We start from the raw sequence: 12145 nt of genomic DNA, 5'->3' as shown, positions 1-12145 counted from the left end.
ATTATTTGTAAAACAAAGATAATTCCATCCTTTCGCATGGCGGGAAAAACATTAGCACAACGATTAACGCTAACGCTAATGATTGGCATTATTATTTGCATTAGTTGTCTAACTCCGTCATGGTATGATGCCGGGGCTAACTTCATCGTTCGGATGAATAAAACGTCATGAAAAATAATGTGGTTAAGCTGGCCGGAGCTATGCTGTTGCTGTCAGATGCGGTGTTTGCGCAGTCGTCATGCGTTTCGCCTCCCGCTGTTTTCGACGGCGTGCCGGTGACAGGACAATTTGATCGGCAGGGGGTCGCCTGCGTTTCGCTTCCGCTTAACGCTCAGACTTACGTTCGCGCTACGTTAATCGGCGGCGGCGATTTGCGGCTGAGCGACAGTCAGCGCCGTCACCTCAGGACCGTCATCAGCGATATGCCGGTAACCACGACCAACCGCGGCGTATTTGCCGTGATGGAGGATGGAAACTATTATCTGCGGCTGACGGGGCCGGCTGGAGGAACCTGGTCGCTGGCGCTGGAAAGCTACGCCGCGAAGCCGCTTAAACTTCCGCTGGCGCCGGATATTATCAGCCCGCTGATCATGCGTCTTGACCGGCAGGTTCGGCAGGGGGAGGGGACAGCGTCATTCTGGCGGGAGGTGGCCCGTTCGGGGTCGCCCCTGGTGGAGCCTTATGACGCCGATTCCCGCATTGTGACGTTTTTATGGCGCTCGGCGCGTCAGAATGTGTTTATCCTCGGCGCGCCTTCCGGCGATCACGATCCCCTGTATTATTTGCCGGGCAGCGACGTCTGGTTCCGTAGTTATATCGTGCCAAAAGATACGTTGATGTCTTACCGGCTGGCGCCGGACGTGCCGGTCGTCGACGACTCGCCGATGGCGCAGCGCCGGGCGATTTTGATCACCGCGCAGGCCGATCCACTTAACCCGCAGGCCAGTCCCGCCCCGTCGGAGGATCGTTATAACCACGCTTCCCTGCTGAATCTGTCCGGCGAACGCGTTTGCCGGCAGCGCATCGCGCCGGGATATTCGCTGGCCGGTACCTTGCATAGCGAATCGCTGGCAAGCGCTATTCTGAATAACCGGCGCGCTATCGCCATCTACCAGCCGCCGGGCGACCACGATGACCGGCGCCTGGTGATTTTGTTTGACGGCCAGACTTACCTTAAAAAATACCGTTTGCACGAACAGATTGATGTATTGATCCGGCATGGCGCTTTGCCGCCGGTAACGCTGGTGTTTGTCGATAGTCTCGACGGCGATACCCGGGGGAGAGAATTACCGCCCAATCCGTCGTTTGCCGATTTTTTGGTTCACGAATTACTGCCCTGGCTGGCTGAACGGGGGATCGACAGCCGCGCCGCGCGCACGGTGGTGGCGGGATCGAGCTATGGCGGGCTGGCTTCGGCCTGGGCGGCCTGGCGTTATCCCGATCGGTTCGGCAATGTACTGAGCCTGTCCGGCTCCTACTGGTGGCGATCGCCGGATGGCGTGCCGGAATGGTTGATCGATCAGTTCGCCGGCGGGCCGAGAAAACCGATTCGTTTCTATCTGGAAGCCGGACGCTTTGAGCAAAAGGGCGACGGCGGGGGGATTCTGGCTAACAACCGGCGTTTATATACCGTATTGAAAAATAAAGGTTATGACGTGAGTCATGTGGAACGTTCCAGCGGACATGACTATATCCGCTGGTGCGAAGAGATTCCGCTCGGCCTCAGTGCGCTGCTGGATTGAGATTATGTTGCGGCGGCGAGACGTATGGCAAACGCGTCGATCAGGCGCTGGTTTTTCTCGCCAGCAAGGTGGCGAAACGCAGTTTTATCCGGTTGCCGGCCGCGTCGGTTTTGTGCAATTCACCCATGTCTTCATTGTATTTAATGATTTCCCATGCGCGGTAATAGTCGCGCAATTCCTGCTGTTTAAAGGTGAACGAGAAAGGCAGCGGGCAGGGGACGTCGTCGGTCGACATGGCGGCAACGATCAGGTTATAACCGCCCGCCAGCGTGCTCTGCTGCATATTGTCGATTATGGCCGGAATGCGCGTCGGCGCCAGAAACATCATTACCACGGTGGACAGAATAAAGCCGTACTGTGTGTCTATAGCCGCTTCGTTGATATCATAAACGCCGGCCGTGATGCGTCGCAGGCCCTCGCTTTTTATCATCGCGTTTAACGAATCGATGCCGGATGCGTTTTTATCGCAGGCGGCGACGTCGAAACCCATCTTATTGAGATAGAGCGCGTTTCGGCCGGAACCGCAGCCCAGGTCCAGCGCTCTGCACGGCGACACGTGGCGTAGAGCGGCGATAACTTCCGAATGGGTGCGGGTCAGGCCATATTTCTTGTGGTAGTAATCTTCCGCGCGGCAGAAGAAAGCCAGCTGGCATTCCATATCTTCTGAGCTGGAGACGATGCGGTGCCACGCCTGCGGCTCAACCCGCGGCGGTTGACGCTGCGGCGAAAAAGGCTGTTGCGAGATCACTTCGCCCGTTTCCTGCAGAAAGGCGAAGGTCAGTTCGCCGCGAAAGATGGTCAACTGCACCCAGCTGCCGTCCTGAGTATTGTGCTGCGCGCGCAGCTCCGCCGGTAGCGTCCGGCTGTTCCAGCGCGGCAGCGTTTTATAGCAGATAAGTTCCTGTTGCATGATACCCCTCTGAATGTATGCCCGGTCGGTCAGGCCCGCTATGCATAGGCGCGGGCGCCTGCGGTATCCGTTCTGCTTGCGGGCATAGTGTATAAAAGCGCATGGCGTTCTGGCTATAAAAATGTATTTAAAATGCATCTTTATGGCGGCGACGAGGGCAAAACGGCGTCGGCGGGCAGGGCGGGCTCCGCAGTCGGGGAGCCCGGAAAGGGAGTGCGGCCGACGCTCCGGCATCGGCCGCCGGCGTCAGCTGCAGTTAGCGCATTTGCCCGACAGAATGAGCTGGTAAAAATCATTGCCTTTATCATCCACCAAAATAAAGGCCGGGAAATCCTCCACCTCGATTTTCCAGATGGCTTCCATGCCGAGCTCCGGATATTCAACGCAGCTCAGGTTTTTAATACTCTGCTGCGCGAGAACCGCCGCCGGGCCGCCGATGCTGCCCAGATAGAAGCCGCCATGTTTTTTACAGGCATCGGTAACTTGCTGGCTGCGGTTGCCTTTGGCCAGCATGATCATACTGCCTCTGTGCGACTGCAGGAGATCGACGTACGAGTCCATGCGCCCGGCGGTGGTGGGGCCGAGAGAGCCGGATGGATAGCCTTGCGGCGTTTTGGCCGGGCCGGCGTAGTAGATCGGGTGATCTTTGATGTACTGCGGCAGATCTTCGCCGTTATCCAGCCGCTCTTTGAGTTTGGCGTGCGCGATATCGCGGCCGACGATAATGGTGCCGTTCAGCGACAGACGAGTGGCAACCGGGTACTTCGACAGCTGGCGCAGGATATCCTCCATCGGCTGATTGAGATCGATGTTGACCACTTCCCCTTCGCCGGACTGACGCAGCGCCTCTGGAATGTAGCGGCCCGGATTCACTTCCAGTTTTTCCAGCCAGATGCCCTGACGGTTGATTTTGCCCTTGATGTTGCGGTCGGCGGAGCAGGAAACGCCCATACCGACCGGGCAGGAAGCGCCGTGGCGCGGCAGGCGGACGACCCGGATATCATGAGCGAAATATTTGCCGCCGAACTGAGCGCCCAGCCCCAGATCCTGCGCGGCCCGCAGCAGTTCCTGCTCCAGCGCCGTATCGCGGAACGCCTGGCCGTGTTCATTACCTTCCGTCGGCAGAGCATCGTAATATTTGGTCGAGGCCAGCTTCACCGCTTTCAGCGTCGCCTCGGCCGAGGTGCCGCCAATCACGAAAGCGATGTGGTAAGGCGGACAGGCGGCGGTGCCCAGCGAGCGCATTTTATCAACCAGGTAGTCTTTCAGTTTTCCCGGCGTCAGCAGCGCTTTGGTTTCCTGATATAGATAGCTTTTGTTGGCCGAACCGCCGCCTTTCGCGACGAACAAAAATTTATATTCGTCGCCTTCCGTGCTGTAGAGATCGATCTGCGCCGGCAGATTGGTGCCGGTATTCACCTCTTTATACATATCCAGCGCGGCGTTTTGTGAATAGCGCAGGTTATCTTCGGTATAGGTGTTGTAGACGCCGCGCGCCAGCGCCTCGGCGTCGTTGGCGCCGGTCCAGACCTGTTGGCCCTTTTTGCCCATGATGATTGCGGTGCCGGTATCCTGACAGCCCGGCAGGACGCCTTTGGCGGCAATTTCGGCGTTGCGCAGAAACTGCAGAGCCACATATTTATCGTTCTGGCTGGCCTGCTCATCGTGCAGAATACTGGCGACCTGCCGCAGGTGCGCGGGTCGCAGCATAAAGGCGGTGTCGTGGAACGCCTGCTGCGCCAGCAGCGTCAGCGCCTGCGGCGCGACCTTCAACACTTCGTGCTCTTCAAAACGGGTGACGGAGACATGGTCGCTGCTGACCAGATAATACTCGGTATCGTCTTTGGCCAGCGGAAACGGTTCCTGATAATAGAATGGTTTTTTCGACATTTGCTCATCCTCAGCGGTATTGTTAGTCGGGCGCGCTGGTCATCCCTATTCCCGTCATACTCCAGGCTGCAGAGGCGTTCGGCTGTGCTCTATTTTGGCCGTTTTTCTGCGTTCTGAAATTTATTGGCGATGAATGATTGCGTACGCCCATTTATCAAAAATAGAAATAATAAACCCTATAATAGTATGGTTTTCCTTTGGGCTAAACTGTTTTACCGGCGTGAGGATAAAATAACCAGACAAAATAAATCAATATAAAACAATGAATTAATATTTTTATTCACTGCGTAATGAAGGTTTTGCGATGTGCGGCAAGTGATCTACTTCACTTATTAACTAAAGTAATTCCCGCTGTTTTCCGAACCGGCCAAAAGCGAGGCCGGAATAGTTCCCCGCCGCGGCGGATTATTCCGACTGCGCCAACAGATTATCAATGAGCCAGCGGCCGGCGGGACCGGGCGGATGCGGTTTAGACCAGGCTACATCGACATCAATCAGCCGCGGCCAGCCGGGCACACTCAGTTCCGTCAACTTCCGGTGGCCAAACTGTTCCACCAGCCAGCGCGGCAGAATACTCCAGCCAAAACCCTGTTCCGCCATCTCCAGCAGCATCAGATAGGACGGGGCCGACCAGACTATACCCTGCGCCGGCGGCTTCGCCTGGCTGTTATAGGTGTTCAGATAGAGCTGACGCTCTGTCGCCAGCCGATGTTCGCTAAGCGCGCCCGCCTTCGCCAGCGGGTGGTCGCGGGCGGCGAAAATCGCCATCTCCGTCTGCACCTGCAGGCGTTCGGCGCGAATATCGGCGGGATAACGCGGCTGACGGCGCAGCACGCCTACGTGCGCCCGCTGCGACTGCAGTAAGTCAATAACGTCGGCATCCTCGGCCAGCAGGCATTCGAATTCGATAGCCGGAAATTGCCGGGCGAAGCGCTGCAAAATCGATTCGTAATGCACGGTCTGCCAGGTATCGGACAGCACGAAGGTCAGCCGCGGTTCGGTGGCGGCGCACAATCGCACCGCCAGCTCATCCAGCTGTTCACTGGCGTGCAGGATGGACTGAACGTAAACCAGTACTTTACCGCCGGCGGGCGTCAGCGTCGGCTGATGACCGCTGCGATCGAACAGCTGTAGCCCCAAATCGGTCTCCAGACCGGCAATGGCCGCGCTGATAGTAGACTGGCTCTTGCGCAGTCGGCGCGCCGCGGCGGAAAAAGAACCACAGTTAACCGCCGTGACAAAGGCCAGCAGAGATTCGGGAGAGTATCGCATATCTATCGCTTTTATCGATGGAGTCTGCTTTGATTCTATCATGAAGAGCGATGAAAATGGCGCGGTTATTGATTATGACGGAGCCGTTATGAAACAAAAATCTTTCGCCGAGCGTTTGCTGCATGCGACCGGTTTTGAAGTGCTGGCGATCGCGATCGCCGCGCCGATCAGCGCGCTATTGCTGCAGCGCGACGTACTGGAGATGGGTCTGCTGTCGTTGCTGTTATCGACGATCGCGATGATCTGGAACATTGTCTATAACATGCTGTTCGATCGTCTGTGGCCCGCCGACAGAGTCGCGCGCCGGCTGTGGGTGCGTATTGGCCACGCGTTGGGTTTTGAGGGCGGTTTTATTCTGATCGGCTTGCCGCTGGTGGCCTGGTGGCTGGGCATTACGCTGCCGCAGGCTTTTATGCTGGAGATCGGTTTTTTCCTGTTTTTCCTGCCGTACACCATGGCTTATAACTGGCTGTACGACCGCTTGCGTTCGATGTTTTTCGTCCGGCCCACGCCGGCGCGCTCGCGCTGATCGGGCTGTGCGCCGGCACGCCGGTAGCGGGCGCACTGTTTGATGAGGTGTCCACCGCGCTGTTCGCCGGACTACAGGATGATTCCGTGATGGGGGCCTGGGCGGTGACTGCGTCATCTGCGGCTTGCCAGGCGCGTCATTCATCCCGATGTCGCGGTTTGGCCGGCCTGCCAGCATAAACTCCAGCGTTATCGCCTGCTGGTTGAGGCGCTGGACGGTTGCCGGACGCAGTGCCGGGCGATAATGAATGCGCGGCGCGATGAGCTATAAAGCAAACGTGATCCCGGCTTGTTCGGCAGCATACCAATCTGCAGACGGGGCTGTGCCGCGCCGCTATCATCGGGATGGGCAGGCGGCAAGCGCGCCGGCAATAAAAAATGTCTCTCTCTGTTTCCGCTCCGTGTCAATTGTTAAGAACGGTGCTATGCTTTTATTCTTTTCTGCAACATGTCATTTTTTCCATGATCATTCGTCCTCACCAGCACTGGTTTTTTCGTTTGTTTGACTGGCATGGTTCCGTATTATCCAAAATTAAGAACCGCCTGTTTTTGAATGTGGCGATGTCCTGCGTGGCGCTAATCTGCCTTGACTGGTATGAAACGCTCGGCATTAAACTCACCCTGGCGCCTTTCAGTCTGCTGGGCATCGCGATTGCGATATTCCTCGGTTTTCGCAATAGCGTGAGCTATGCTCGCTTTAACGAGGCGCGCCTGTTGTGGGGCAATTTGATGATCCAGCAACGTACGTTGCTGCGTCAGGTAAAAACCTATACTCAGGCCTCGGATGAGGAACTGAGGCCGTTTGTGAATCTGCAAATCGCTTTTCCGCTGCTGCTAAAAGATCAACTACGCAAAAACGCGCCGTCGTCGGACATCGGCGCGCTGCTGCCGGCCGATTTGTGGGAATCGCTGAGGCGTGACCCCTTTCCCTGTAACCAAATTCTGTTTCTGATGGGCAAGTGGCTGGAGCGCTATCGCCAGCGAGGCGACGTTTCCGATATTTTGTTTCAGTCGATGGATCAGACTCTGTCGCGCCTGGCCTCGATTCAGGGCGGCTGCGAACGCATAGCCAGCACGCCGGTGCCATTCGCTTACAGCCTGATCGTGCATCGCACCGTCTATCTGTTTTGTACGCTGCTGCCGCTGGCGCTGGTGCCCGACCTGCACTACATGACGATTCTGGTGTCGGTGTTTATTTCCTATACCTTTATTTCACTGGATGCGCTGGCCGAGGAGCTTGAAGAGCCGTTCGGCACCGCCGCCAACGACTTACCGCTGAATTCGCTGTGCAACGATATCCAGATTAATCTGCTGTCGATGCTGGGTGAGCGTAATCTGCCGCCGCGCCACCAGCCGAACCGCCATTTTCGGCTGGATTAAGCGCCGACGAACTCAGCGGATAAACTTTACCGTTTGCCGGGCGCGGGTATCCACGCTGAGCGAAAAGACATCCGGCCTGGCGTAATGGCCGACCACGTCGAAATCATAGCGCGCCTGCGTCAACGTATCGGTATCGATGCCGGCGCACACCAGGCCGGTCTCGTTGACCAGCGGGCCGGCCAGAATGTCGCCCAGCGGGCCGATAATCATACTGCCGCCGCGGATCAGCGGCCGATCGGCGTCCCAGCCCGCGACATCCAGACCTAACGCTTGCGGCGAGGGCTGCACCTGACAGGCGCTGATGACAAAACAGCGCCCTTCATGTGCGATATGGCGCATGGAGCACTGCCAGATATCGCGCTCATCCACCGTTGGCGCGCACCAGATATCCACGCCCTGCGCGTACATCGCCATGCGCAGCAGCGGCATGTGGTTTTCCCAGCAGATAGCGGTGGCGGCGCGGCCGGCGCCGGTCGTCACCACCGGCAGCGTGGAGCCGTCGCCCTGGCCCCAAATCAGACGTTCGCTGCCGGTCGGCATCAGTTTACGGTGTTTCGCCGTCAGGCCCGCTTCGGGCGTGAAGAACAGCGCCGAGCAGTAGAGCGTGCTGCCGTCGCGTTCGATCACGCCGATGACCAGGCTGGCGCCGCTCGCACGCGACAGCTCGGCCAGCGCGTCGGTTTCCGCTCCCGGCACATCAATGGCGTTGTGGTAGTAACGGGCGAAGGCTTCCCGTCCTTCCGGCAGCCGGTAGCCCAGGTAAGTGCCGAAGATTTCGCCTTTCGGGTAGCCGCCGAGCAGCGCTTCGGGCATGACCACCAGCGAGGCGCCGGCGTCCTGAATCGCCTGGCGGTACTGCAGGATGTTTTTCAGCGTTTCGGCTTTGCCGGAGGGGGAGGCGCCGATCTGCAGAGCGGCGACGATCGATTTAGCCATAGGTATTCACCTTATACGGATGCGGAACAATAAACGCAGTGTCGCAGAGTGGCGGGGCGGGGCAAGTCGGTTTACACTACATTCTGATATGAATTCTATTCATATCGCGACCCGGCTGCGTCGCCATTTCACTCTTCACTGCCCGGCGGCGATTGCCGGCCCTCTTTGCGAGCGATGATGAACCAGACCGATCTACAATCCATCGACCTTAATCTGCTGAAAGTGTTTGAGGCGCTGTACGAGGAAGGCGGCGCCGGCCGTGCGGCGCTACGGCTCGGCTTGACCCAGTCTGCAGTCAGCGCCGCCCTGCGCCGTCTGCGTGAGATCTATCAGGATGCGCTGTTCATGCGTACCGGTCGCGGGCTGGCGCCGAGCACCCGGGCGGACGAACTGAAGCCGGTGATTTCGGAAGCGCTCGATCGCTGCCGCCAGTCGCTGGCGCTGGCCATGCCGGCGCATCAGGATTATCGCGGCCGGTCGATTGCCGTCGGCCTGTCCGACGACTTTGAACTGGCGATCGCCCGCTGGCTGATGCGGCGGGTGGCGCAGACCGCGCCGGGCCTGCGCCTGATCTTTCGTCAGACGCACAGCCATATTGTGGCCGATGCGTTGCTGAAGCGCGAGATCGATCTGGCGATCGCCTCCGGCGGTTTTTCGCCGGCAGGACTGAGTCACCGCACGATAGGCGCGGGACGCTACGCCTGCCTGGTCGATGCGCAGACGGCGCCGGCGCGCAATGGCCGACTGACGCTGGCGGAATTCGTCGCGCGCGGCCATATTCTGGTCTCTTCGGGCGGAGTGATCGGCATTGTCGACCAGGCGCTGGCCGCACAGGGGATGCAGCGACAGGTCTGCGCTTCGACCACCCATTTTGCCGGCCTGCCCTGGCTGCTGTGCGGATCCGAATCGGTCGCCACTCTGCCGGCGCATGCGGCGCAGGCTATCGCAAGTTTGACCGGGCTCTGCCTGCTGCCTTGTCCACTGGCGTTGCCCGCTTATCCGATTGAGTTGGGCTGGCGTACACACCGAATGCGCGACGCGGCGCTGACTCTGGTGCTGGAGGCGGTGAGCGAGGCGTTTGTTCAACCGGCGCTGGCGACCGAATGGGCGGAAATCGGCGCGTTGTCCGATCGCGACGGTCAGGATTGACCGGCAGGGCCGGGCGGGACGGCGTATACACGAGCGGGGCCGGCGCGCTTGCAACTTAATACATCGGGGGTATAAAACGATGTATGGTCAGTCAGCTTAATCCACAGGACAGGTTATGAAAAAACAACCGGCACTGTCCGGCGTCAGCGCCGACGATCGTCAGCGAGAGCTGATGCTGCATCAGCAATATAGCCGTCTGCGTCAACGCGCGGAAGGGGAAGCGACGCCGCTGACCCTGCTCCACATCGGCGAGGAGAAAACCCTTGTGCTTTCCGGCAGCGGCGAACAGCCGGGGCCGACGCAGTGGCTGAGTATCGGATCCCATAAAACGTCGCGCGACTGGTTTAGGCATCAACCGCCAACCGCGGACGAAATGGAGGTGGCCATCATGGTGGTGGAGGATGAAGTTATTCGGATTGAACCAATGATCGCCTCTGCTTCCGGTTTGTTCAGCGACGATAGCGATCTGCGTCAGTTGGCGCTGATCGCCGGCGTGAGCGAACAGCCGGAGCCGTTAATGACGCTGGACACGGTGGAACGCACCTTCGATCGTCTGGCGGCGGTGATGGGGGGGCGGCCGGCGCACTGGGAAGGGATCCCGCCGGAACGAGAATTCGCCGCCCGCTTGTTGATCCTGCGCGAATTCATGCACCATCTGCGCTTTGCCGATATTGGTATCCTGTAGCGTGACCGCCTCTCGCGTTGCGCTGCCGGGGCCGGGGCCGGGGCCGGGGCCGGGCGAGGTTCTCTGCGCCGGTCGATGGTGTACAATAGCGGCCAACCGATTAATTATATTGAGGACAATTGTCAGGTGAAGCCGTCTGCACAGTGCCATATTCGTTTCGCTGGGGCCGGGGATCTGCCCACCCTCCAGCATCTGGGCCACGAAACCTATTACCAGCACTTTGCCGCATTGTGGAGCGAGCAGGGCATCAGACGGTTTCTGGCGCAGGATTTCGCCGCCGAATCGCTGACTTCTTCGCTGCAGCCCGACTCTGGCAGCGCCTGGTTCCTGGCCGAAGATGAACGCGGCGCCGCTATTGGTTTCGCCCGGGTCAATTGGGATAAACCGCTGCCGCTATCCACGCGACGGGGGGCGGAGCTGCAAAAGATTTATTTCCTGCCGGCGGCGACCGGCCGTGGCTGCGGTGAGCGGCTGATGCGGGAGATCATGCAGGCGGCAACGGCGCGTCGGAAAACGCTTATCTGGCTGGACGTGCTGAACAGCAACCTCGACGCCCAGCGTTTTTATGCCCGTCAGGGATTTCAACCGCTGGGACAGATTCCTTACCGAACCGATAAAGTCGATATCGGCATGACGGTGATGGCGCACGAATTGTCTGAATGACGGAATGCGCTTTGTTCATTCATGCGCCGCGCCGGCGAGCGCCTTGACTTCTCTGCTTCTGCGCTAAGCCTGGGTATCCCGGATTTACCGGCGACTTTGTAAGCAACCGCATTAATCCCGATGAGTCTGCTCAGCCCGGTGATCTGGCTTTCAAATCCGCCGGGAGCAGATTTGAAAGCCAGCAACGCCAGCAGGGGGCGCTTCTGGATAGACCGAATAATTGGGGGCAGTCAACGCATCTGCAAATTTGAAGTATGGCGAGTAGAAATCGCTTTTCGGTTGGCAAATGATAACCAGACTTGACGTTGATAATGATAGTGCGTTAACTATTGATTTTTCATCATGGATGAAAGGGTGCTGCCGCCCTCTGTGCTAAGGATGCACCTATGCTTAATCGCATCACTGTGGCGACGCCACTGCCCGGCGAACTGTTGTTCTGGTCACTTTCTGGCCGCGAGGCGTTATCTGAGCCCTTTATCTTCGACGTCGAGTTGTTAAGCACCCAGCCCCGTTTGAATAAAACCGTCCTGCTCGGCAAGCCGATGACCGTGACGATTCCCCTGCCGGGAAGCCTGAGCGAGCGTCATCTGAGCGGTAAAATTACTACGGTCGATATCCGCAGCCAGCAGCTAAGCGGTGTGCGCTATACCGTTGTGGTTCACTAATGCCGGACGGCAGGAAAACCCGGTTCAGCTATAACCAACCAGCAGGGGCAGATTATCCAGACCATAGCGCCGGATGATTCCCGGACCGAACAGATTTTTGATCAATTGGGACGGCTGACGACGCTCATTGATCCGATGATGCGCACGACTCGCTATCACTATCCGGATGAACAGGGGGAACGGCCGGATGTTATTACCGACCCGGCTGGCGGTGAGAAGCACGTAACCTGGTCAGTGTTCGGTCAGCCCGCATGCTATACCGACTGCTCGGGTAAACAAACCCGCTATCATTACAATCGCTGGGGATAAACAACCCTCACGGAGC

The 12145-nt window shown here is 58.4% G+C and carries 12 protein-coding genes; 8 read left to right on the top strand and 4 right to left on the bottom strand.

The genetic code is table 11. From position 1 onward, the window contains the following. Positions 1 to 167: 167 nt before the first annotated feature. The gene (locus tag FJU30_RS18310; protein WP_150436409.1) at positions 168 to 1742 is read left to right on the top strand and encodes an alpha/beta hydrolase-fold protein; all 1575 of its coding nucleotides are present in this window, start codon (positions 168 to 170) and stop codon (positions 1740 to 1742) included. Between the two features lie 40 nt (positions 1743 to 1782). Here the strand turns inward: FJU30_RS18310 and tehB are convergent, their stop codons facing one another. The 3 genes from tehB to FJU30_RS18295 form a co-directional block, all read right to left on the bottom strand. Beyond that, a complete protein-coding gene (gene tehB / locus FJU30_RS18305) occupies positions 1783 to 2652 on the bottom strand; it encodes an SAM-dependent methyltransferase TehB (protein WP_150436408.1) in 870 nt (289 codons plus the stop codon). 246 nt (positions 2653 to 2898) lie between these two features. Further along, positions 2899 to 4542: a class I fumarate hydratase FumA gene (fumA, locus tag FJU30_RS18300; protein WP_150436407.1), complete on the bottom strand. Its 1644-nt coding sequence runs from the start codon at positions 4540 to 4542 to the stop codon at positions 2899 to 2901. A gap of 405 nt (positions 4543 to 4947) precedes the next feature. Then, a complete protein-coding gene (locus FJU30_RS18295; RefSeq protein ID WP_150436406.1) occupies positions 4948 to 5814 on the bottom strand; it encodes a LysR family transcriptional regulator in 867 nt (288 codons plus the stop codon). Positions 5815 to 5902: 88 nt separating this feature from the next. Here FJU30_RS18295 and FJU30_RS18290 point away from each other — a divergent pair, with 88 nt between their 5' ends. Together FJU30_RS18290 and FJU30_RS18280 are read left to right on the top strand one after the other, a co-directional pair. Then, positions 5903 to 6343 (top strand): multidrug/biocide efflux PACE transporter, encoded by a 441-nt coding sequence (locus FJU30_RS18290; RefSeq protein WP_150436405.1) that lies wholly within the window; start codon positions 5903 to 5905, stop codon positions 6341 to 6343. Positions 6344 to 6804: 461 nt separating this feature from the next. Next, on the top strand, positions 6805 to 7722 hold the full coding sequence (locus tag FJU30_RS18280) for a bestrophin family protein (protein ID WP_150436404.1): 918 nt from the start codon (positions 6805 to 6807) through the stop codon (positions 7720 to 7722). A 12-nt stretch (positions 7723 to 7734) separates the two neighbouring features. On the opposite strand, the gene FJU30_RS18275 is transcribed toward FJU30_RS18280, so the two are convergent. After that, positions 7735 to 8658 (bottom strand): carbon-nitrogen hydrolase family protein, encoded by a 924-nt coding sequence (locus FJU30_RS18275; protein ID WP_150436403.1) that lies wholly within the window; start codon positions 8656 to 8658, stop codon positions 7735 to 7737. A 174-nt stretch (positions 8659 to 8832) separates the two neighbouring features. Between FJU30_RS18275 and FJU30_RS18270 the strand changes: the two genes are divergently transcribed. The 5 genes from FJU30_RS18270 (at position 8833) to FJU30_RS27725 (ending at position 12129) form a co-directional block, all read left to right on the top strand. Further along, positions 8833 to 9807 (top strand): LysR family transcriptional regulator, encoded by a 975-nt coding sequence (locus FJU30_RS18270; protein ID WP_223881635.1) that lies wholly within the window; start codon positions 8833 to 8835, stop codon positions 9805 to 9807. 172 nt (positions 9808 to 9979) lie between these two features. Continuing rightward, positions 9980 to 10492, top strand: coding sequence for a hypothetical protein (locus tag FJU30_RS18265; protein WP_150436482.1), 513 nt, complete (start codon positions 9980 to 9982; stop codon positions 10490 to 10492). Positions 10493 to 10618: 126 nt separating this feature from the next. Beyond that, positions 10619 to 11155, top strand: a complete 537-nt coding sequence (locus FJU30_RS18260) for a GNAT family N-acetyltransferase (protein ID WP_223881634.1) — start codon at positions 10619 to 10621, stop codon at positions 11153 to 11155. A gap of 386 nt (positions 11156 to 11541) precedes the next feature. Continuing rightward, positions 11542 to 11820, top strand: a complete 279-nt coding sequence (locus FJU30_RS18255) for a contractile injection system protein, VgrG/Pvc8 family (protein ID WP_150436401.1) — start codon at positions 11542 to 11544, stop codon at positions 11818 to 11820. 135 nt (positions 11821 to 11955) lie between these two features. Further along, entirely contained in the window at positions 11956 to 12129 is a 174-nt protein-coding gene (locus tag FJU30_RS27725; RefSeq protein ID WP_449500874.1) for a hypothetical protein, read from the top strand. The last annotated feature ends 16 nt before the right edge of the window (positions 12130 to 12145 follow it).

Source organism: Affinibrenneria salicis (genome assembly GCF_008710095.1).
This window is presented reverse-complemented; position numbering and strand designations above follow the sequence as displayed.

What these genes read in the sequence shown, in the direction of transcription:
- FJU30_RS18310 (WP_150436409.1), top strand. Translation starts at nt 168, where the DNA reads ATGAAAAATAATGTGGTTAAGCTGGCCGGAGCTATGCTGTTGCTGTCA.
- tehB (WP_150436408.1), bottom strand. Translation starts at nt 2,652, where the DNA reads ATGCAACAGGAACTTATCTGCTATAAAACGCTGCCGCGCTGGAACAGC.
- fumA (WP_150436407.1), bottom strand. Translation starts at nt 4,542, where the DNA reads ATGTCGAAAAAACCATTCTATTATCAGGAACCGTTTCCGCTGGCCAAA.
- FJU30_RS18295 (WP_150436406.1), bottom strand. Translation starts at nt 5,814, where the DNA reads ATGCGATACTCTCCCGAATCTCTGCTGGCCTTTGTCACGGCGGTTAAC.
- FJU30_RS18290 (WP_150436405.1), top strand. Translation starts at nt 5,903, where the DNA reads ATGAAACAAAAATCTTTCGCCGAGCGTTTGCTGCATGCGACCGGTTTT.
- FJU30_RS18280 (WP_150436404.1), top strand. Translation starts at nt 6,805, where the DNA reads ATGATCATTCGTCCTCACCAGCACTGGTTTTTTCGTTTGTTTGACTGG.
- FJU30_RS18275 (WP_150436403.1), bottom strand. Translation starts at nt 8,658, where the DNA reads ATGGCTAAATCGATCGTCGCCGCTCTGCAGATCGGCGCCTCCCCCTCC.
- FJU30_RS18270 (WP_223881635.1), top strand. Translation starts at nt 8,833, where the DNA reads ATGATGAACCAGACCGATCTACAATCCATCGACCTTAATCTGCTGAAA.
- FJU30_RS18265 (WP_150436482.1), top strand. Translation starts at nt 9,980, where the DNA reads ATGCTGCATCAGCAATATAGCCGTCTGCGTCAACGCGCGGAAGGGGAA.
- FJU30_RS18255 (WP_150436401.1), top strand. Translation starts at nt 11,542, where the DNA reads ATGCTTAATCGCATCACTGTGGCGACGCCACTGCCCGGCGAACTGTTG.
- FJU30_RS27725 (WP_449500874.1), top strand. Translation starts at nt 11,956, where the DNA reads ATGATGCGCACGACTCGCTATCACTATCCGGATGAACAGGGGGAACGG.